General features: G+C 72.4%; 16 protein-coding genes. 2 read left to right on the top strand and 14 right to left on the bottom strand.

Going from position 1 to position 19547, the window contains the following annotated elements; translation table 11 throughout:
* Window positions 1–51 precede the first annotated feature (51 nt).
* Complete coding sequence (locus tag BG418_RS33430) at window positions 52–1650, top strand: fused response regulator/phosphatase (RefSeq protein WP_317453845.1); 1599 nt, start codon at window positions 52–54, stop codon at window positions 1648–1650.
* On the opposite strand, the gene BG418_RS33425 is transcribed toward BG418_RS33430, so the two are convergent.
* The 8 genes from BG418_RS33425 to BG418_RS33390 form a co-directional block, all read right to left on the bottom strand.
* Window positions 1643–2161 (bottom strand): GNAT family N-acetyltransferase, encoded by a 519-nt coding sequence (locus BG418_RS33425; RefSeq protein ID WP_188277816.1) that lies wholly within the window; start codon window positions 2159–2161, stop codon window positions 1643–1645. The genes BG418_RS33430 and BG418_RS33425 overlap by 8 nt on opposite strands.
* Window positions 2162–2182: 21 nt before the next feature.
* Window positions 2183–2896 carry a TetR/AcrR family transcriptional regulator gene (locus tag BG418_RS33420; protein ID WP_188277815.1) on the bottom strand — a complete coding sequence of 238 codons (714 nt, stop codon included), beginning with the start codon at window positions 2894–2896 and terminating at the stop codon, window positions 2183–2185.
* A 13-nt stretch (window positions 2897–2909) separates the two neighbouring features.
* Entirely contained in the window at window positions 2910–3983 is a 1074-nt protein-coding gene (locus BG418_RS33415) for a PDR/VanB family oxidoreductase (protein WP_188277814.1), read from the bottom strand.
* A 1-nt stretch (window position 3984) separates the two neighbouring features.
* Window positions 3985–4872, bottom strand: coding sequence for a metal-dependent hydrolase (locus BG418_RS33410; protein WP_188277813.1), 888 nt, complete (start codon window positions 4870–4872; stop codon window positions 3985–3987).
* Window positions 4873–5049: 177 nt separating this feature from the next.
* Window positions 5050–6966 (bottom strand): hypothetical protein, encoded by a 1917-nt coding sequence (locus tag BG418_RS33405; RefSeq protein WP_188277812.1) that lies wholly within the window; start codon window positions 6964–6966, stop codon window positions 5050–5052.
* Window positions 6967–7108: 142 nt separating this feature from the next.
* Window positions 7109–7906, bottom strand: a complete 798-nt coding sequence (locus tag BG418_RS33400; protein ID WP_188277811.1) for a tyrosine-protein phosphatase — start codon at window positions 7904–7906, stop codon at window positions 7109–7111.
* Between the two features lie 91 nt (window positions 7907–7997).
* Window positions 7998–8561, bottom strand: a complete 564-nt coding sequence (locus BG418_RS33395) for a rhomboid-like protein (RefSeq protein WP_188277810.1) — start codon at window positions 8559–8561, stop codon at window positions 7998–8000.
* Between the two features lie 43 nt (window positions 8562–8604).
* Window positions 8605–11688, bottom strand: coding sequence for an alpha-N-acetylglucosaminidase (locus BG418_RS33390; protein WP_188277809.1), 3084 nt, complete (start codon window positions 11686–11688; stop codon window positions 8605–8607).
* Between the two features lie 145 nt (window positions 11689–11833).
* Between BG418_RS33390 and BG418_RS33385 the strand changes: the two genes are divergently transcribed.
* Window positions 11834–12229: a hypothetical protein gene (locus tag BG418_RS33385; RefSeq protein ID WP_188277808.1), complete on the top strand. Its 396-nt coding sequence runs from the start codon at window positions 11834–11836 to the stop codon at window positions 12227–12229.
* 86 nt (window positions 12230–12315) lie between these two features.
* Here the strand turns inward: BG418_RS33385 and BG418_RS33380 are convergent, their stop codons facing one another.
* The 6 genes from BG418_RS33380 to glnII all read right to left on the bottom strand — a co-directional run bounded on the left by BG418_RS33380 (window position 12316) and on the right by glnII (window position 19545).
* Entirely contained in the window at window positions 12316–13866 is a 1551-nt protein-coding gene (locus BG418_RS33380) for a DUF1996 domain-containing protein (RefSeq protein WP_188277807.1), read from the bottom strand.
* A 128-nt stretch (window positions 13867–13994) separates the two neighbouring features.
* Complete coding sequence (locus BG418_RS33375; protein ID WP_188277806.1) at window positions 13995–15146, bottom strand: methyltransferase; 1152 nt, start codon at window positions 15144–15146, stop codon at window positions 13995–13997.
* Window positions 15147–15417: 271 nt separating this feature from the next.
* Entirely contained in the window at window positions 15418–16065 is a 648-nt protein-coding gene (locus BG418_RS33370; protein ID WP_188277805.1) for a response regulator transcription factor, read from the bottom strand.
* A complete protein-coding gene (locus tag BG418_RS33365) occupies window positions 16050–17318 on the bottom strand; it encodes a sensor domain-containing protein (protein WP_188277804.1) in 1269 nt (422 codons plus the stop codon). The genes BG418_RS33370 and BG418_RS33365 overlap by 16 nt, the downstream gene beginning before the upstream one ends.
* A gap of 221 nt (window positions 17319–17539) precedes the next feature.
* Window positions 17540–18118, bottom strand: coding sequence for a winged helix-turn-helix domain-containing protein (locus BG418_RS33360; RefSeq protein WP_188277803.1), 579 nt, complete (start codon window positions 18116–18118; stop codon window positions 17540–17542).
* Window positions 18119–18516: 398 nt separating this feature from the next.
* On the bottom strand, window positions 18517–19545 hold the full coding sequence (glnII, locus tag BG418_RS33355) for a glutamine synthetase (RefSeq protein WP_188277802.1): 1029 nt from the start codon (window positions 19543–19545) through the stop codon (window positions 18517–18519).
* Window positions 19546–19547 lie beyond the last annotated feature (2 nt).

The raw sequence follows: 19547 nt of genomic DNA, 5'->3' as shown, positions 1-19547 counted from the left end.
TCCGTCCGCACCACCGCCCACCGGGGCCGTCCGCCCCACGGGGGACTCGCAGTGAAGCCGTCCTACGACACCACCGTGCTGGTCGTCGACGACATCGACGCCAACCGCTACGCCATGGGCGCGGTCCTGCGCCGGGCGGGCCACCGGGTGGTGCCGCTGGCCACCGCGTCCGCGACCCTGGTCGAGCTCGACCTGCGGGTCAGGAGCGGCGCGCTGCCCGACGTGGCCCTGGTCGACGTGGGCCTGCCCGACATGGACGGCATCGAGCTGTGCCGCCGCATCAAGGCGCACCCCGAGATCGCCGTGATGCCCGTGGTGCACTTCTCGGCCGCCGCCAGCACCCCGCGCGACCGCACCCGGGGCCTGGACGCGGGCGCCGAGGCGTATCTCGGGGTGCCCGTGGAGCCCGAGGAGATCCAGGCCGTCGTACGGGCCGCGCTGCGCGGCGCCCGGTTCCGCCACGACGCCGACGCCCGCGCGGGCCGCCTCGCCCGGCTCGCCACCGCCACCGCCGAACTCCACGCGGCGAGCTGCCCGCAGGAGCTCGCCGACACGGCCGCCGCCGCGACCGCCGCCCTGGTGCGCTGCCCGGCCGCCGCCTTCGTCTTCGGCACCGACGGCACGCTGTACGCGGGCGGCCCGCCGCGCCGCCGGATCGGCACCGCCACCACCGCCCTGTCCGTACTGCTCCAGCGGTCCATGGCGGGCCGCACCGGCGTCCGCTCGCTGGCGGCCCCCGCCCCCCTGTGGCCGCCCGGCATCCTGTGGGCAGGCCCGGGCCGCGGCGAGGTGCGTCTGGTGCTCGCCCGCACCCACGTCGACCAGCCGCCGGTCTGTCTGGCCGCGCCCGTGCGCGCCGCCGAGGACCAGGACACCCGGGCCCTGCTCGGTCATCTCGCCGAGGCCACCGCGCAGGCCGCCGAGTCGCTGCGCACCGCCGCCGAGGAACGGCATGTGGCGCTCACCCTCCAGCGCAGCTTCCTGCCGCAGCACCAGCCCCGGCTGCCCGGCGCGGACGTCGCCGTGCGCTATGTCCCGGCCTCGCCCCGCGCCGAGATCGGCGGCGACTTCTACACCGCGCTGCCCACCCCCGACGGACTCCTCGTCGGCGTCGGCGACGTCGTCGGCCACTCGCTCGACGCGGCCACCGTCATGGTCGAACTGCGCCATGCGCTACGGGCGTACGCGACCGACGAGCGCGACCCGGCCGTCCTCGCGCGCCGCCTCGACCGCATGCTCCAGCTCTACCACCCCGAGGCCACCGCGACCTTGTGCCTCGCCCTCATCGACCCGCTGCGCGGCGTCGCCCGGATCGCCAACGCGGGCCATATACCGCCGTTGCGGATCCCCGCCCACGGCGAGGCGGCCTACCTCGACGTACACGGCCCGCTGCTCGGCCTCGGCCTCGAACGGCCGGAGGCGGTCAGCCATCAGCTGGAGCCGTCCGACGTCCTGCTGATGGTGACGGACGGGCTGATCGAGACGCGCGGGACCGACCTCGCGGACTCCATGGAGCGACTGCGCCGCATCGCGGCCCTGGCCCCGCCCGGCACGGCCGCCCTCTGCGACACGCTCCTGAGCGCCTTCGGCAGCCGCGAGGACGATGTGGCGCTGCTGGCGCTGCGGCTCACGGGAATGGCGCTCAGCTGAGACGCTTCTCCATCAGCACCACCGCGTAGTTGCTGCCGCCGCCCTCCTTGAACGGCTGCTCGCCCGTCACCGCGTACCCGGCCCGCTCGTAGTACGCCCGCAGCCCCGGGCTCGACGCCTTGAAGTCCAGACGGACCAGGGCGCGCCCGGCGGCCGCGATCCGCTGCTCGGCGTGCGCGAGCAGGGCCCGGCCGGTGCCGGCCGGTGCGACTGAGGTATCGGTCATCAGTCGGTGCACATAACCGGCCTCGGGCGGCCGCACCCCCCAGGCGGGCTCGTCCGTCCACCACAGCTCGTACGCCCCGGCCACTTGGCCGTCGAGGAGCGCGAGCCAGACCTCGCCCTCCGCGATCCGCTCCCGGAAGTGCGCCGCGTCCTTGTCGCCGGGCCGCCACTGGTCGATCCCGCTGCCCCGCATCCGGTGCGCGGCCGCGTCGTACAGGCCCACCAGGACGTCGAGATCGCCCTCGTCGGCGGGCCGGAAGGAGAGCGTGTCGAGCGATGTCGTCATGGTGATCACGGTACGGGCAGGTCAGTGGTCCCCGCGCGGCGGTGCCAGCGCGGTGAGCCGCGCCAGCAGGTCGCCGAACGGCCCGTCCGTGGGCTCGTTCGCGATGATCCGCAGCACCACCGCCGCCATCTCCGCGTCGTACGCGGCACTCACCGCGGCGAGCGCCGCGAAGTCGTGCACCAGCTGCAACTCCAGCTCGGCGCGCGGGATCCGGCGCCCGTCCAGCCAGATCAGCGCAGTCGACTCGGCCAGCGAGACCCACGACCGTACGACCAACTCAAGCCGCGCGGGCGGGTCCTGGACGTCCAGGTGGGCGAGGATCTGGAGGTAGGCCGCGTGCCGCACCTCGTCGATCATCGCGTTGGCGGTGGTCGAGCCGACCGCCGAGGCCGCGGGGCCGCCCCGCATCAGCGCGGAGAAGCCGGGCCCGTGCCCCTCGACGAAGTCGAAGAACCGCCCCATCACCCGCAGCAGCCGCGCCCCGAGCGGCCCTTCGCGCGGCTCCACGAACCGTCCGGCCAGATCGTCGGCGGCCAGCCGCAGCGCTGCCTCGTACAGACTCTGCTTGCCGGGGAAGTAGTGATAGACGAGCGGCCGCGATATCCCGGCGGCCGCCGCTATCTCGTCGATGGAGACGTCGTCGGGGGAGCGGTGGCTGAACAGCTCCAGCGCGACCCCGATCAGCTGCCGCCTGCGCTCTTCGACGCCCATCCTGCGCCGTACCCCGGTCGTCATGCGAACAGAGTACCTACAGGTCGAGGACGATTTTCGCCCCCCGGCAGCGAGATACGCAGATCAGCATCGAGTCCTCGCGCTCGGCGTCGGTCAGCAGCTCGTCCTGGTGGTCTATCTCCCCTTCCAGGACCCGCTGTTGACAGGTTCCGCAGAAGCCCTGCTCGCAGGAGTACGGGAGGTCCGGAAGCTCCGCGCGGACGGTGGCGAGCACGGAGGTGCCCGCCTCGACGGTGAGCGTGCGGCCCGTACGCCGCAGTTCGACGTCGAAGGTGCCGAGCTGCGCGGTGCTCGCGCCCGGCGTGAAGCGTTCCAGATGCAGGGTGGGCCCCTCGGGCACGCGCGCGCCCACGGCGTCCATCAGCGGCTCGGGCCCGCAGCAGTACACCGCCGCGCCGTCGTCCGTTCCGGTCAAGTAAGCGGCTACATCGGGCAGTCCGGCCTCGTCCTCGGGCACCACGGTGACCCGCGAGCCCTCGGCGCCCAGCTTCTCGATCTCGTCCAGGAACGGCATGGTGGCGCGCGAGCGCCCGCCGTACAGCAGCCGCCACTCGCCCCCGGCCGCCGCGACCGTACGCAGCATGGGCAGGATCGGCGTGATCCCGATCCCGCCCGCCACGAACGCGTACGAGGACGCCTCGGTCAGCGCGAACCGGTTGCGCGGGCCGCGCACCACGAGTTCGGCGCCCTCGCGCAGCTGCTCGTGGACCTCGCGGGAGCCGCCGCGGCCGTCCTCGATCAGCCGGGTCGCGACGGTGTACGCGGCGCGGTCGGCGGGGTCGCCGCAGAGCGAGTACTGGCGGATCAGGCCGGACGGCAGCACCAGATCGAGGTGCGCGCCCGGCTCCCAGGCGGGCAGCGGGGTGCCCGTCGGCGCTTCCAGCCGCAGCAGCGCCACGCCCTCGGCGGGGAGCGTCCGTTCGGTGACGGTGAGCCGCATTGAGGGGGCGCGGCGCGTGCCCTGCCCCGAGATCGGCGCCTCCAGGGCGGGCAGCGGCCACAGCGGGGAGGTGGCGATACGGCGGCGCAGCGCCCGCCGGGTGAGCAGCGCGGCCCCCGCGAGAAGGACCACGGACCGGGTACGGGGCATGTCAGCGGCCTCCGTTGGCGCCGGGCGAGCTCGCCAGATAGGCCACGGCCTGCTCCGTCGAGCCCTCCTGGGAGGGGTGGTACGTACGGCTCAGATAGCGCGGGATCGAGCGCAGCATCGCGGTGGGCGTGGGCAGTGTGCCCTGGCGTCCGGCGCGCGCGAAGTCGCGGAAGGTGGCCTTGCCGTCGAGCAGGGTCGGGTCGTTCGCCATGAAGAAGCGGGCGCCGCGCTGCCAGAGGAAGACGAGCGCGGTGAACGCGGTCGCCCAGGTCCGCGCCCGGCGCCGGTAACCCCCGTCGACGTGCATGAACAGGTCGAACGCGACGGAGCGGTGCTCGACCTCCTCGGCGCCGTGCCAGCGCAGCAGATCCAGCATGGTCGGGTCGGCGCCACGCCGGTCCAGGGCGTCGGCGTTGAGGATCCAGTCGCCGAGGAACGCCGTGTAGTGCTCGATCGCCGCGATGGTCGCGACCCGCTCCATCAGCCACCACTCGCGTGCCCGCCCCGGCGGCAGCGTCCGGTCCCCGAGCAGCTTCTCGAAGAGCCAGTCGACCTGCGCGGTGTACGGGGTGGGGTCCAGGCCGAGCGCCTTGAGGTGGGGGAGCACGTCGTCGTGGGCGGCCGAGTGCGTGGCCTCCTGCCCGATGAACCCGATGACGTCCTCGCGCAGCCGCTCGTCGCGGATGTACGGCAGGACCTGCTTGTACACCTGCACGAACCAGCGCTCACCGGCGGGCAGCAGCAGATGCAGCACATTGATGGTGTGGCCGGTGAACGGGTCGCCGGGGACCCAGTGCAGGGGCGTCTTCTCCCACTCGAACGAGACGTTCCGGGCCTTGAGCTCTATGTGCTCCGAGACCACCGGAGCGGGCTGCGGCGTATTAGACATGGCGTCAATGTACTGACGGGTAGACGCCTGGCAACAGGGTTGTGCGAGGAGTTGTTCGTGCGGAACCGGTCATACGGGCGCCGGCGCGGGCGTCGATGGCCCGGCCGGAGCCGGTCATACGGGCGTGAGCCCCCGGGTCAGTCCCGGTCGTGCGCGCCGGGCGCCCGGCGCGCACGCTCAGCGCAGGGCGTTGACCGTGGTGCCGTCCGCGAGGCGGCCGGTGAGCTGGGCGCGGGCGCCCTCCTGGGTGCGCACGGCGAGCAGATGGCCGTGCTCCTCGGCCTCGACGCCACCGGTGACGCCGACCCGGGTCATGTCGTCGCTGCCGGCCGCGAGCACGTACCAGTGCCCGCCGTGGGACTTCCAGAGCACTCCGGCCAGCACATGCGGCTGGCGCGGGCCGCAGGCGGCCGTGTTCTCGGCGCGCGCGGCCACCGCGCCCGCCGTGCCGGGCCTGGGCGCTGGGGCCTGGAACTGGGCGAGCACCTGGTTGTCCGTACCGGACCAGGTGTCGGCGCGGGTGCAGAGCCAGGCGGCCGTGCCGCTGGTCTCGGGGAGCGTCTGCTTGGCGAACTGCCATGAGTTCACCGTGCGCACGCCGTGCGAGCGGACCGTGGGGAGCAGACAGGCGGTCCTGGCCCAGCCCTCGCGCGCGGCCGCGCTCGTGACGTCCTTGGGCGCGTCCGGCGAACCCCAGGTCAGCCGCGCGGGCGCGAGCTCGCCGAGGTCGGTGAGCAGCGCCGTCCCCGAGTCGTCGTGGAGCTGGAGCACGTCCCAGGAGGTGCAGTCGCGGGCCTGGGCGGGCGAGACGATCGGGCCGGTCAGACCGTCCGCGTCGCGGTGCAGCGGGCGGGGCGCGGCCGACGGGTCGAGCAGGTCCCGTACCGCCGCCTCGCGCACCCAAGGAGCCGTCAGATAGCGGACGTTGCCGTCGGTGCGGCCCACCACCATCGCCTCGGCGGACGCCGTGTCGGCGCCGTCCACGCGCGCGAAGTCGAGGGCCGCGCCGGACTGGCCGTCCAGCGGCTCGGCGTAGCGCGCGATGCGCATCCCGTCATAGAACAGCACGATACGGGCGCCGTCCACCCGCCCCGCGTACAGCAGTTGGGGCGCGCCCATCGGGGGGCCGGACGGTGTTCCGGGCGTCGCCGAGACGTGTACGGACTTCCCCGGCCGCGCCCAGACGGCGAGCGCGCGCCGCAGCAGCTTGCTGTCGCCGGTGAGCGCGCCCCGGGCGGGCCATACGGAGAAGTCGGTACGGGCCGAGGTCCGCCAGGCCGCGCTCTGCACCCGGACGACCTGGGCCGGGTCGAGGGCGGCCTCGGCCGCGGGATTACGTGCGTACGAGGGCGCGGCGGCGCCGTCCGGGCCCCAGCCGTCGCCGGGCAGCCCGAGGAGCGCGCCGCAGACCACGACGGCGGCGGTGGCGACGAGGGCCGCGCGCGCGTGCTGGCGGCGGCGCATCAGGTCGGTGGGGCGGGCCTGGAGCGAGCAGGGGTCGAACTCGGCGGAGGCGAGCAGCGCGGCCGAGGCGTCCCGGTCGCCGGCCTCCGCGAGGGCGGCGGCGGGGTCCTCGACCCCCACGGCGTCGAGCTCGCGGCGCAGCTCGGCGTCCCCGAGCCCGTCGAGCCCGCGCAGCACGTACGCGGCCCGGCCGGGCCCGCTGAGCGCCGAAAGCCGCTGGTCCAGGGCGAGTTCATCGGCCCCGCCGGACCGGGGGAACAGGCGCAGCCCCCACACCTGCGGCAGCACCGGCGGCAACTGCGCCCGCTTCGGCCACGCCCGCCGCCGCAACGGCAGCCCGGCCTCCAACGCCTGCCGCACCACCTGCCGCCGCACGAACCCGTACCCCGGGTCCTCCCGCCGGGGCGCCGGAATCGGCCCCTCCCCGGCACCACGCCCCCGGGGCAGCGACCTCTGCACCAGCGCGTGCGCGGTCACCACGCGCCGGTTGCGCCCGAGGGAGGGCGGCAGCACGAGATAGGCGAGCCGGGTGAGCCGCGGATAGTGCTCGACCAGGGCCGCTTCGGCCTGCTCGATACCGATGGGGGCGGGGCGGTTGAGGATGTCCTGGGGCGGGGCCACGTTCAGCAAAACGAGCGAATGGTGAGATGGTCACCCGGTCGCCGCAGGGTGGGAGGCGTGGGACGGGACGTGGCTCGTGGGCCGAGGCGCGCCCGAGAGCACCGCTCTCCTCAAGGCTCGCGCCCGGCCCGGCGCGCCCCCGACGCACCCCTCACCCCACCACCCGCCCCCGAATCCGCTCCACCACGTCGTCCCCCACCCCCAGCCCCTCTCGCACATACCCCTCCATCGACCCGTACCGCAGCGACACCTCGTCCAGCGCAGCCGTGAGGTACTCCGGGACCACACCGATCACGGCCAGCGCGATCTCCGGGTCGCCGCCCTGGGCCGTGAAGCCCTCGATCAGGGGCGCGAACGCCTGACGCACCGCGCCGTTCACCGACAGGTACTCCCGCTCGATCGCCGACGCATCCGCTCCCAGCAGCGAGAGGACGATCGTCGTGCCCCAGCCCGTACGGTCCTTGCCCGCCGTGCAGTGGAAGAGCAGCGGGCCCGCGTCCTCGGCGGCCAGTTCGAGCAGCAGCGTGCGGTACGCGGTGCGGGCGGCGGGTGAGGAGACCAGGCCCCGGTAGGTCTCGGCGAACAGTTCCTCGGCCCGGCCCCGGCCCAGGCGCTGTTCGGCGGTGACGGGGTCGGCCAGGACGTGCCGCAGCTGCGCGGCCACCGCCGGAGCCCCGTCCGCGCTCACCGCGTCCGCCAGCGCGTCCGCGACGACGAGCCGCGCCCCGTCGGGCAGCCGGTCGGGCCGTTCGGCGCGCTCCGAATCCGTACGGAGGTCGATCACCGTACGGATCCCGAGCGCGGCCACGCGCGGGTCGCCGCCGGGGTCGTAGCGGTCGAGCGCCCCGGCCCGGAAGACGAGGCCGGGCCGGACCGTACGGCCCCCGGCGAGCGGCGTGCCGCCCAGATCGCGGAGGTTGGCGACAGTGGTGGCGGGGATCGCGGTCATGGGCGAACGGGCTCCTGCACGGGATGAAGCGACATGGACTCGTCCATGTGTGCCCAGGTTTGCCACGAAACGTAACCAGACCGCGGAGCCCTTACCGCCGACCACCCCACGACGCCGCCATCCCCAGGCACAGCGCCACCGCGTGCCCCGCGTCCGTGAACGTGCGCTCCCGGCGCAGCAGCGGGCGTGCGCTGAGCGCGAGGAGCGCGAGCCGGGCGCCCGTGCGCCACGGGCCGCGCGGCAGGGTGCCCGTCAGCGCGCCCGCCACCCCGTAGAAGCCGTAGCTCGTGCCGACGTCGAGCGCCGACCGGGTCGTCGGGGAGGGGCGGGAGGCGACGAGCCCGCCGTACACGAGCAGCGTCGCGCCGATGTGGCCGAGCAGGAACACCCCGGCCGTCCACCACGCACCGCGCGCGTACTCGGCGTATCCGAGGACCGCGAGCAGCAGCAGGGCGTACGGGAGTTCCATCGGTTCCTCGACCACCAACGCGCTCAGCCCGAGCGTCGGCCAGCGGCCCGCGCTCAGGTTGTCGACGTTGGTGGAGCAGGCGCGCAGCAGGTCCTGGCAGGCGGGGGCGTCGAGCAGCTTCCGGGAGGCGTACGCGCCGAGCTGGACTCCGCCGACGTACACGGGTGCGAGCACAGGGGCATCCATGCCGACATCATCCGCCACGCGGACAACGCAGGACCCGCCGCCCCTACCGCACCGACCACTCACTGAACTCCGCCGTCCCACGCACCCCGTCCGCCCCGTTCGCCGCCGTCATGAACACCCCGGCGTCCTGGACCGCGGACGTCGCCGGGACGGTCGCGGTGGCCACGGGCCGCCAGTTCGCGCCGCCGTCGGTCGAGCAGGTGCCGGTGAACGACCCGGCCGGGCCCCGGCTCAGGCGCAGCAGCACCGGCGCGCGGACGCCCGTCAGGCGCCGGTAGGTGTCGAGCAGCCCGTCGCCGTCCGCGTCGTACGACAGCACCACGCCCTGCCCCGGCGTCACAGCCAGATTGACGAAACCGGCGGCCCCCTGCACGGCCAATCCATTGCGTACGACGATCCCGCAGCGGGCCCAACTCCCCGTATCCGCCTGGGAGTCGACGCGCACGGTCGCGGTCGTGCCCGTCACCATCGCCCCCGGCCGGTACGCCGTGCCGAACTGGGCCACGCCCTTCCACAGGTCCTGGCCGCCGCCGTTGATCGCGAGCCGGTCGCCGAGTTCGCCGAAGACCGCGTCGTTGCTGGTGAACGTCCGCCACCGGGCGCTCAGCGGCGCGGCCAGGCAGAGGGCGGAGCGCTGGACGGCCCTCACCCGGTCCTCGCCGTCCGGCCCGTACCGCGTGCTCAGCTCGTACGGCATCGGCGCCAGCGGTACGGTCAGCGGCCCGGCGGGTGCGGTGACCCGCCAGTGCACCGCTCCCACGCCCGCCGCCGGGACCCGTCGCAGGAACGTCTCGTCCTCGGGCCGGGCGTCGAGTCCGGTCAGCGTGAAGTCGACGCGGCCCGTCGCCCGCAGCCCGTTGAGGTTGCGGAAGACGGCCGTGACCGTGCCCGTGGAGCCCGGGGTGAAGCTCACCGGGTCGGCGGCGACGGTGACGGTGCCCTGGTAGGGGGCGCCCGCGAGGGTGTCGTGCACACGCCGGGCCGTACGGTACGGGTCGCCCGTCGCCCGTACCGGATACGCGCCACGCTCCCGCGTCCACGCCTCCTCGCCCGGGTACCAGTCGAAGGGCCGGGGCGGCCGGTTGTCCGCCAGCGCGTCCGCCATCTCGTCCAAGTAGGCCTGCCACTGCGGGAGATGGAGATCCGCCAGCAGGCCCTGCCAATTGCGGTCCGCGTAGTTGCTCAGGTTGTCGGCCGCCGAGCGGTCCGCCCAGGTGGTGATCAGGGTGCGGGCCGTCCACTCCAGGCGTACCGCCTCCTGCGCGCTCGTAGCGAACCGTTTCGCGTCCTCGATCCAGGGGCCGAGCAGGAACGCCCGGTGGCAGCCGGACATCTCGTCCGCGAGCCGCATCAGCTTGAGCCAGAGCCTGCTCAGGGTGCGGAAGGCGGCCCGGTCCTTCTCCTCGTACGCGAGCCGCAGCCGTGGCAGCAGCAGCCGGGAGCGGTTCGCGAGCGCCTGGCGGGCGAGGTCGGTGAGGTCGTGGGCGTACGCGTCCGACTCGCGCAACTCGGGCCGTACAGCCATCAGTTGGGCGAACGCGCCGTCGAAGAGCGACGGGTCGAAGGCGGTCACGGCGGCGGCCGTGAGGGACGGGCGGCGGGTGAACAGCGAGTCGACGGGCCGGCCGTCGGCGGTGGTCAGCCGGTACGCCGTGGCGGCGAGCGCGGCGAACGCCTCGCGCGCGTGGCCGTCCTCGCCGCCGTACCGGATGTCCGCGTACGTACGGAACCACGCCTCCCGGTCCACCGGCTCGGTCCGCCAGGCGAGCTCGCTGAACAGCTCGAAGGCGGCCGGGTCGCGCTCGGCGGCCTCCGGCATGTACGCCGTGCCCACCAGCGCGCTGCCCGGCTGGTCGCGCCACTGGGTGAACTTGGCCGCCCAGTGGTGGGTGTTGGCGCCGATGGTGGTGCGGCCGCCGAAGTTCGGGATGGTGCCGAACGCGTACGGCGTACTGCCCCAGTCGCTCTCGCGGTCGGTGACCGTGGCGAGGTCCGAGAGGCCGTCGACGATCAGTACCCGGGACCTGTCGACGGCGTCGAGGACGGCCCGGCGCGGGTTGGTCTGCCAGCCGAGTATCACCCAGGTCGCGCCGGGGCGGGCGGTGTGCAGGGCGCGCTCGACGGCCCTGGCCGCGTCGGCGACCGGGACGTCGCCCGGGGTGCCGCCCTCGTGCAGCAGATCCATCTTGAAGTGCCGTGCCTCGCCGAGGAGTTCGGCCTGGTGGCGGTAGAAGGCGGCCGCGACCCGGGGGAACGCCTCCGTGCGCGGATCGAGCCAGTCGGGGCGCCGCAGCCCGTTCCAGCTGCCCTGCGGGACGACCCGTGCGCCGGGATTGCGGGACGCGAAACCGTCCGGGACGGTCCCGAAGTAGCCCGGCAGCACCGGCCGCATCCCCAGTTCCCGCAGCCGTGCGGTGATCCGCGCGCCCAGCGCCGCGCGGCGCTCGATCAGCGCGGGGGAGGGCGGACCGCCGTACCCGCTCATGTTCTGGAGCAGCCACCACGGCTGATGCGAGGGCGCGGGCAGCCACGCGCGCGCCTCCTCGTCCGTGTACCCGAAGTCGAGCAACAGCCGGTGGTAGACGGCCTCTTGGCCCGAAGTCACCAGCACCTCGTTGCAGCCGTGCAGCGCCAGGACGTCGATCAGCCGCTCCCAGCGCGGCCAGTCGGCGTACGGGCCGGTGTAGCCGTCGTGGGTGTCGTTGCAGACGAACCGGTGCGGGACGGTGGCCGCGCGCTCCACCGGCCGGGCGGGCGCGGGCAGCCGCCGCGGCAGGTCGAGTTGACTTCCCGCCCAGGTCAGATGGGCCTTGCAGGTGTATTTGAGGTACCAGTGCAGGCCGGTGAGGGCGGTGGCCGGGCCGGTGGCGGCGATCTCGATACGTCCGGTGCTGCCGGTGACGCGGAAGCGGTCGGGGCCGTCGGCGGGCAGCGGGACGAGGTTGATCTGGTCGGCGTGGTGGGAGAGGAGACGGGTGAGGGCGGCGCGGGTGGGGTCGGTGGGGCTCGCGGTGTACGCGGGGGTCGCGGTCCCGGCCCCGATGGCGGCCCCGGCCCCCACCGCACCGGCGGTCTCCAGCACTACGCGTCTCGAAAGGTCGGCGGTCTTCGGAAGATCGGCTGTCATCGGCTCTGCGCTCCTCGTGTTGTTGCGGTGACAACAGGCGCGTGCGGAGCGCACGGTAACGAAAAGGTGCGGGGGACCGGTAAATGAGGTCACTGATATGGCCGAATACCCACGGGGAAGCGGTGGTTGAGGGCACGATAAGAGAATGCGCAAACTCATACGAGCGGCCCTGGCGGCGGCATTGATGACCTTGGCGGCGGGCTGCGGATCACACGGTGATGACGCGCCCAAGGCGACCGGCGGAACACTTGAGGAAATCGCGGCGAAAGCCGCGTGCAAGCCGAAGATCTCCACGAATGCGACGGAGCTGCGGCAGGCCAACTGCACCACTTCGGACGGGCGCTACGTCCTGGCGACGTTCGCCACGGACCGGGGCCAGCGGGAGTGGATCAACGGGGCCAAGGACTACGGCGGCGCCTATCTGGTGGGCCGCAAATGGGTCGCCGTCGGCGACGAGACCGTGGTCAACGCGCTGCGCGGTCGGCTCGGTGGCAGTGTCGAGACCGGGACCAACCATTCCGGACACCACCACATGAGCTGACCGCGCAGGGGGCGCTCCCCCGGGCCCAGAAGCCCGGGGGAGCCATCAGGGGGAGCGGTTATGCAGGCGCGTGCGCGCCTTGTGTGTCAGGCGCAACTGCGCCCCGTGTTGATGCAGTTCACCACCTTCCTCATCAGCGAATCGCTGAAGACGTCGATGAAATCACCGTGATCGGTGACAGGCTTGTGGAGCTGCTCGGGAAACGAGTCCACGGCGAATCCGGGACCGGGCGGCACGGCGTACACGATCCGCTGCTGCAATTGCGGGATCGCCTTGAATCCGGCCGGGCACGCGCCGTTCTTCTGGGCGAAGGCGACATGCGTCCGGTGGTTCGCGCTGTCGGTGTTCTTTCCGTCCCAGCAGCTCTGGAATTTGAAGGTGCGCACCACGTTGCTGCCCTGCGGGCAGATCGGGTATTTGTCCTTGAGCTGACGGTTCTCGAAACCGGTGCAGCTCCATGACGCGTTGGCATTGGCGTCACCGTTGGTCAACGCCTTCGCGTCACCCGTGATGATCCGCAGAAAACGCGGCATCGCGGTGACCTTGCTGACCGGACTTCCGGCGAGCTTGATGGTGACCTGGACCGGCGTCTGAATCTTGCCGACGTTCTGGTCCTTGCCGCCGCCGTCCGCGTTGGCGTCGTTCTCGTTCTGCCCGTTCTGCAGCCGCAACACCGGCCAGTAATACGTGGACTTGTCGCCCTGGTTCTGGCAGCTCGTCCCGCCGTTGGCCAGATCGGTGTCGCTGGAGAAGGCGTCGGTGGCCTGATTTCCCACGTAGTCGTGCATATGGTGGGCGCCATTGCTCACGCCGGGCGCGACGATGACGTTGTCGGGGTTGCGTTTGGCGTTCTGGTTGACGCCGCAATTACTGGTGAACAGACCGGTGGAACCGTTGCGCTGGGTGCGGGGGGTGCGGACGTTGGGCTGGACGGACCGGATGTCGACGAAGTCGCTCTTCGAGGGCCCGTTCCCGAGGGCGCCCTGCCCCTGGCCACCGACGTTCTGCCCCTGCCCTTGGCCTCCGCCCTGGGCCTGCCCCTGCCCACCGACGTTCTGACCCTGGCCCTGAGCCTGGCCCTGACCTTGGGTCTGGCCCTGCTGCTGGCCCTGGGCCTGCCCGTTGGCGGCGGCCGCGCCGCCGTTGTCGTCGGCGCGCATACTGCACGCCGCGAGCCCCTGCAGCCCCTGGGGCTGCTGCCCGCCGACGCGACCGATGGCGGCGCCGATCCGGTTCAGCGACGCCGCCCGGCTGTCCTTCAGCGGCGCCAGGACGGACCGGTCCGCCCAGCCCGGATCCCGGGCGACCTTGTCCTTGTTCGAGGCGAACTTCTCGTACGCGTTGGTGATCTGCGTGTCAATGTCGGCCAGTTCGCGGTCGACCTGCGGCCGGGCCTGATCGGGTACGTCCGGCAGGCTGTTGGTCACGTCCGGGCAGCTGATGGTCGACATCTGCTGACCGATATTCAACTGCCCGGAATTCTGGCCCGATCCGGGGCCGGACTGGCCCTCATTGGCAGAGGCATACACATTGACCGCGACCAGCCCACCCCCGCCCAGGATCAGGGCGACCGAGGCAATCGCCATACGGCCGGCCAGTGTCGAGCGTTTTCGTGATGAGCGTGATGAGCGTCGCATGGAACTCCTTCGCTTGAAGCAGCGCGTCGTTCCATACGGATGTGGCTCATGGGGCGTTCAACGCCCCGGCTATTTCGTAGGTATCTCCAGGAACACCGGGGCGCACGGGCCGCCCCGGTGACCGCTCGTCAGCGCTTGACCGCGCGCAGCACCACGAACTTCGGGTCGCTGGCGACGAGTTCGCTGTTGCCGAAGAGCCGCTGGAGCTTGAGGTGGTAGCCGAGGTGCCGGTTGCCGACCACCCACAGCTCGCCGCCCTCGCGCAGCGCGTCGCGCGCGTCCGTGAACATCCGCGTCGACGTACGGTCGGTCGTCGCCTGATGGGTGTGGAACGGCGGGTTGTTGAGTACGAGGTCGGCGGTGCCCGGCGGGAACCCGCTCAGCCCGTCGCCCAACCGGAACTCGGCGTCCCCCTCGCGGGCCGCGCCCGTGCAGAGCCGGAACGTGGCCCGCGCCGAGGCGATCGCCTGGTGCGACTCGTCCGTGAACACCACCGAGGCCTCGGGGTTGGCGAGCGCCGCCGCCGTCCCCACGATGCCGTTGCCGCAGCCGAGGTCGACGACCCGGTCCGGGCCCGTACGCGTCGGCATGTGCTGGAGCAGGAAGCGGGTGCCGATGTCGAGGCGGTCGGCGCAGAACACGCCCGCGTAGTTGACGACGGCGAGCCCGGAGGCCGGGCCGATGCCCATCTCAAGGGAGTACGTCAGCGGCCACGGGTTCACCGGACGGACCAGCTCCGGATCCGGCTCGCAGAAGATCAGCCGGGCCTTCTTCTCGGCCAGCGAGGTCTTCGTCGGCCCGAGCAGCTTCTCGAACAGCTTCAGTGTCGAGGTGTGGATGTCCTTCACCATGCCGGTGCCGACGACCACGGTCCCCGCGTGCACGGCCGGGGCGAGCCGGTGCAGCTGGTCCTCCAGGAGCGCCAGGCTCTTCGGCACCCGTACGAGCAGCACGTCCACCCGGGCGGGCGGTGCGTCGTGCGTGGAGAGCAGGGTTACGGAGCCCTCCGGCACCCCGGCGCGAGCCAGGTTGGCCCGGGTGGCCTCCTGCCCAAGGAACGACTCACTGATCTGAGTGACCGAGCCGGTGCCCCGGGCCGCGAGGACGGTAGTCAAGGCCCCCCACCGGTCCCCGAGCGCGACGACGGCCCCCGAGAGGTCGGCACCCGTGTCCTCCAGATGCCGCAGCAGATACTCGTCGGCAGCATCCCAGGCCCGCAGCTGATCGCGCGGATCCTCAGGAAAACGGTTCAGCTCGTACTCGCCCCAGGGCGTGGTCATGCGGTTCATGGTCAGGCCAGGCTAACCCGCGCGGGGCGCATGCCCGCGCCAATCCGGTCCGGGGTCACCTACAGGGGCGCGGTCCGATGCGGTTCGATGCGACCCTGGGCCACTTATAGGGGCGCGGGGCTGTGACATTGGCGGCTCCGCCGCGTGGGCGCGACAAGCCACGCACGACCTGCACTGACCCACCGGCCTCTTAAGGGGCGCGGGGAACTGCGCGACCAGCCCCCACGGTCCGCAGCCGAACACCGCACCCCCCGCGAAGCGGCTAGCCCTGCTCCAAATACGCCAGCACGGCGAGCACGCGCCGATTGTCATCGTCAGACACAGGCAAGCCCAACTTCGCAAAGATGTTGGACGTGTGCTTGGCAACGGCCCGCTCGGTCACCACCAGCTGCGAAGCGATCGCCGCATTGGACCGTCCCTGAGCCACCAGCTCCATGACCTCCCGCTCACGCGGAGTAAGCCCCCCGATAGGAGCGTCCCGCACCTTGCGGGAAAGAAGCTGCGAGATCACCTGCGGATCCATCGCGGTACCCCCGCCCGCAACCCGCCGCACCGCATCCACGAACTGATCGGCATCGAAGACCCGGTCCTTCAACAGATACCCGACGCCCCCGTTCCCGTCCGCCAGCAGCTCACGCGCGTAAAGCTGCTCGACATGCTGCGACAGGACGAGCACGGGCAGGCCGGGCCGCGCTCGCCGCGCGGCGAGCGCGCACTGCAACCCCTCGTCGGTGTGCGTGGGCGGCAGCCGTACGTCCACGATCGCCACCTCCGGCTCCAACTCGGCCAGCGCACGCGTCAGTTCGGGCCCGGTCTCGACCGCCGCGAGGATCTCGAAGTCGTACGCCTCAAGCAGCCGCACCAGACCGTCGCGGAGCAGGAAGAGGTCTTCGGCTAGGACAACGCGCAAGGAATCTCCACGGTCACCATGGTGGGGCCGCCCACGGGACTGCTGACGGCCAGGACGCCGTCGAATGTACCCAGTCGGCGTTCGACCCCGCTCAGCCCGGACCCGCCGCCCACGTTCGCCCCGCCGCGCCCGTTGTCGGTGACCGAGAGGCGCAACGCCCCACCGGCGTACGAGAGGTCGACCCAGATCCGGTCGGCCTCGGCGTGCTTGACCGCGTTGGTGAGCAGCTCGCTGACCGCGAAGTACGCGGCCGACTCCACCGGCGCCTCGGCGCGACCGGGCGGCAGCTCCACGTCGACGTCCACCATCACCGGCATACGCAGCGCAAGGGCGCGTACCGCGTCGCCCAGACCACGCTCGGCGAGGACCGGCGGGTGGATGCCCCGGACCAGGTCGCGCAGCTCGGTCAGCGCCTCGGCCGAGGACTCACGCGCCTTGGCGAGCAGCAGCTTGGCCTGCTCGGGGTCCTTCTCGATCAGCGCCTCGATCGTGCCGAGGTTCATGCCCATGGCGACGAGCCGGGCCTGTGCCCCGTCGTGCAGATCCCGCTCGATCCGGCGCAGTTCGGCGGCCGAGCTGTCCACCGCGTCGTGCCGCGTCTCGGTCAGCCGCTCCACCCGCAGGGCGAGCGCCTGCTCGCGGGTGGGGGAGAGCAGCGACCTGGCGATGGCGAAGTTGGCCCGTACCAGGTACGGGTTCACGAACAGGCCGAGGAACGCGTACACGACACCGAGGACGGCCGCCAGGTTGGCCGTCGGCTGCGAGGTGATGTGGACGAAGGTGAACCACAGGCCGCCGCCCGCGTTGTCGATCGGCTTCCAGACGCCCGCCGCGAGCACGATGCCCCACACGCTGTAGAGCAGCAGACAGGGCGCCAGGAGGGCGACGACGGCACCCGCCGTCATGTCGGCGAACAGCCACTCCAGGTCGCGCCAGGTCGCCGGGTCCTTCAGGAGCAGCCCGCACCGCTCGGCCGTGCCGAGCAGCCCGGCCCGCTGCGTGCCGGGGAGCGCCCGATACGGAACGGCGATCTCCATCCCGAGCCACTCATGGGCGAGGGAGCGGCGCCGGTTCGCGTACACCCGTACCGCGTCGAGCGCGGCCGGGGTGGTGAGCACACCGACGCCGATCGGGATCAGGCTGATCGACACGACGGCCAGGGTGAACAGGAGGATCCCGACGGCCATGCCGCTCGTCGCGAGGCCGAACCCCCGGCCACCGGCGAGCAGCCCCGCCCGTATCTTCTTCACCATCGTCGTCGTCCCCCTTCATGGGCCCTGCCGAGCTTGCGGACCCCAGTCTCGCCGCGCCGCACGGGTGCGGTCACGGGGCCGGTCCCCCCGACCGGGGTGTACCTGGCAACACCCCCTGACCTCGTATCCTGCCCGTTTTCGTCGCTGTGTCCGCACACGAGGGCGCCCCCGGCACGGGAGAAGCGTGCCGGGGGCGCCGGTGCGGGGGACCAAGGGGCGGGTCAGGGCGCGTACTTGTACCCGACCCGCCGGACCGTCTGGATGGCGTGACGATTCTCCGCGCCGAGCTTGCGGCGCAGCCGGGCGACATGGACGTCGACGGTCCGGCCGTCGCCGACATGGCCGTACCCCCAGACGGTGGTCACCAGCTGGTCCCGGGTGTGCACCCGCTGCGGGTGCGCCACCAGATGGGCCAGCAGCTCGAATTCGAGATACGTGAGGTCGAGCACGCGCCCGTCGACCTCGGCGGTCCGGCGCACCGTGTCGATCCGTACGAGCTCGTCACCGGTCACGGGCGCCGGTACCTCGACGAGCGGTTCGGGCGCGGCCGCGAGCGGTGGCTGCTGGTCGGCCGGGACGAGCACGAGATAGCCGATCATCGGCGGCCGGCCGGGCAGGACGGGCACGGTGTGCTGGGGCGCGGGCAGCCAAGTGGCGCCCGGCGGAAGGAAGTCGACGACGGTGCCGGTGGCGGCCACCTCGTCACGGTCGACGGCACGGAGTCGATGGCGTCCCAGAGGTACGGGACCGGGGTGGGCGGCGGTCGCAGCGGAGGCGGAGACGGTACGGGTGTTCGCCATGAGAGGTCAGCTCTTTCGCGCGGAGTCGTCAGGGACGTACGTCGTGCGCGCGGGCCGAAGGCCTTCGGAGAAGGGAGGCTTTAGAGGGCCGGCGCGTTCGTCGCGCGGCAACACACCCGGTCGAAGTCGTGGTCCTGACGGGACGGCCAGAACGGCTCAAGGTCGCTGCGACCTGTAGCGGGGTTCGGGAAGCTGGCCATGCGCCCATTCAACCAGATCGGCCGTGACCCGCCCAGCGCCCTCCCACGTGCTGATACGGATCCTTGGCACGGGGTGGCCAAATCCCGCCGCCGGAAAGGCCGGAGGGGAGGCGGGAGGGAACGCCGGAGGGCGCCCACCGCACGTACGCGGTGAACGCCCTCGGGAAAAACCGTGGCCGAAACTCCGGCTCGCTCGGCTCAGACCTGTCCGGCCTTCTCAAGCCCGGTGCAGCAGGTCTCGACGATGAGCCGCGTCACGACGTACGGGTCGACGTTGGCGTTGGGGCGGCGGTCCTCGATGTAGCCCTTCTTGTCCACCTCGACCTGCCACGGGATGCGCACCGAGGCGCCGCGGTCGGAGACGCCGTACGAGTACTCGTTCCACGGGGCCGTCTCGTGCAGGCCGGTGAGGCGGTCGTCGATGCCCGCGCCGTAGTTCTTGACGTGGTCCATCGGCTTGGAGCCCTCGCCGAGCGACTCGCACGCGGTGATGATCGCGTCGTAGCCCTCGCGCATGGCCTTGGTGGAGAAGTTGGTGTGCGCGCCCGCGCCGTTCCAGTCGCCCTTGACCGGCTTGGGGTCGAGGGTCGCCGAGACGTTGAACTCCTCGGCCGTGCGGTAGAGCAGCCAGCGCGCGATCCACAGCTGGTCGGAGACCTCCAGCGGCCCGACGGGGCCGACCTGGAACTCCCACTGGCCCGGCATGACCTCGGCGTTGATGCCGGAGATGCTCAGACCCGCGGCGAGGCAGTGGTCGAGGTGCTTCTCGACGATCTCGCGGCCGAAGATCTCGTCGGCGCCGACACCGCAGTAGTAGCCGCCCTGCGCGGCCGGGAAGCCGCCGACCGGGAAGCCGAGCGGGCGGGTGCCGTCGAAGAAGGTGTACTCCTGCTCGATGCCGAAGATCGGCTCCTGAGCGGCGAACCGCTCGGCGATGGGACGCAGCAGCGCGCGCGTGTTGGACGCGTGCGGCGTGCCGTCGATGTCCAGGACCTCGCAGAGTACGAGGACGTCGTCGCCGCCCCGGATCGGGTCCGGGCAGGAGAAGACCGGCTTGAGGACGCGGTCGGAGGCGTGTCCCACGGCCTGGTTGGTGGAGGACCCGTCGAAGCCCCACACGGGCAGCTCGGCGTCGGCGGACGCACCCGCGATGATCTTGGTCTTGGAGCGGAGCTTGGCGGTCGGCTCGGTGCCGTCGATCCAGATGTACTCGGCCTTGAACGTCACGG

The organism is Streptomyces sp. CBMA152 (genome assembly GCF_014596475.1).
Classification (GTDB): domain Bacteria; phylum Actinomycetota; class Actinomycetes; order Streptomycetales; family Streptomycetaceae; genus Streptomyces.
Note: the sequence above shows the minus strand (reverse complement) of the source record. Positions and strands in the feature narration are given on the sequence as shown.

Coding starts and splice junctions, on each gene's coding strand:
- BG418_RS33425 (WP_188277816.1), bottom strand. CDS start 2,161: ATGACGACATCGCTCGACACGCTCTCCTTCCGGCCCGCCGACGAGGGC.
- BG418_RS33420 (WP_188277815.1), bottom strand. CDS start 2,896: ATGACGACCGGGGTACGGCGCAGGATGGGCGTCGAAGAGCGCAGGCGG.
- BG418_RS33415 (WP_188277814.1), bottom strand. CDS start 3,983: ATGCCCCGTACCCGGTCCGTGGTCCTTCTCGCGGGGGCCGCGCTGCTC.
- BG418_RS33410 (WP_188277813.1), bottom strand. CDS start 4,872: ATGTCTAATACGCCGCAGCCCGCTCCGGTGGTCTCGGAGCACATAGAG.
- BG418_RS33400 (WP_188277811.1), bottom strand. CDS start 7,906: ATGACCGCGATCCCCGCCACCACTGTCGCCAACCTCCGCGATCTGGGC.
- BG418_RS33395 (WP_188277810.1), bottom strand. CDS start 8,561: ATGGATGCCCCTGTGCTCGCACCCGTGTACGTCGGCGGAGTCCAGCTC.
- BG418_RS33390 (WP_188277809.1), bottom strand. CDS start 11,688: ATGACAGCCGATCTTCCGAAGACCGCCGACCTTTCGAGACGCGTAGTG.
- BG418_RS33385 (WP_188277808.1), top strand. CDS start 11,834: ATGCGCAAACTCATACGAGCGGCCCTGGCGGCGGCATTGATGACCTTG.
- BG418_RS33380 (WP_188277807.1), bottom strand. CDS start 13,866: ATGCGACGCTCATCACGCTCATCACGAAAACGCTCGACACTGGCCGGC.
- BG418_RS33375 (WP_188277806.1), bottom strand. CDS start 15,146: ATGACCACGCCCTGGGGCGAGTACGAGCTGAACCGTTTTCCTGAGGAT.
- BG418_RS33365 (WP_188277804.1), bottom strand. CDS start 17,318: ATGGTGAAGAAGATACGGGCGGGGCTGCTCGCCGGTGGCCGGGGGTTC.
- BG418_RS33360 (WP_188277803.1), bottom strand. CDS start 18,118: ATGGCGAACACCCGTACCGTCTCCGCCTCCGCTGCGACCGCCGCCCAC.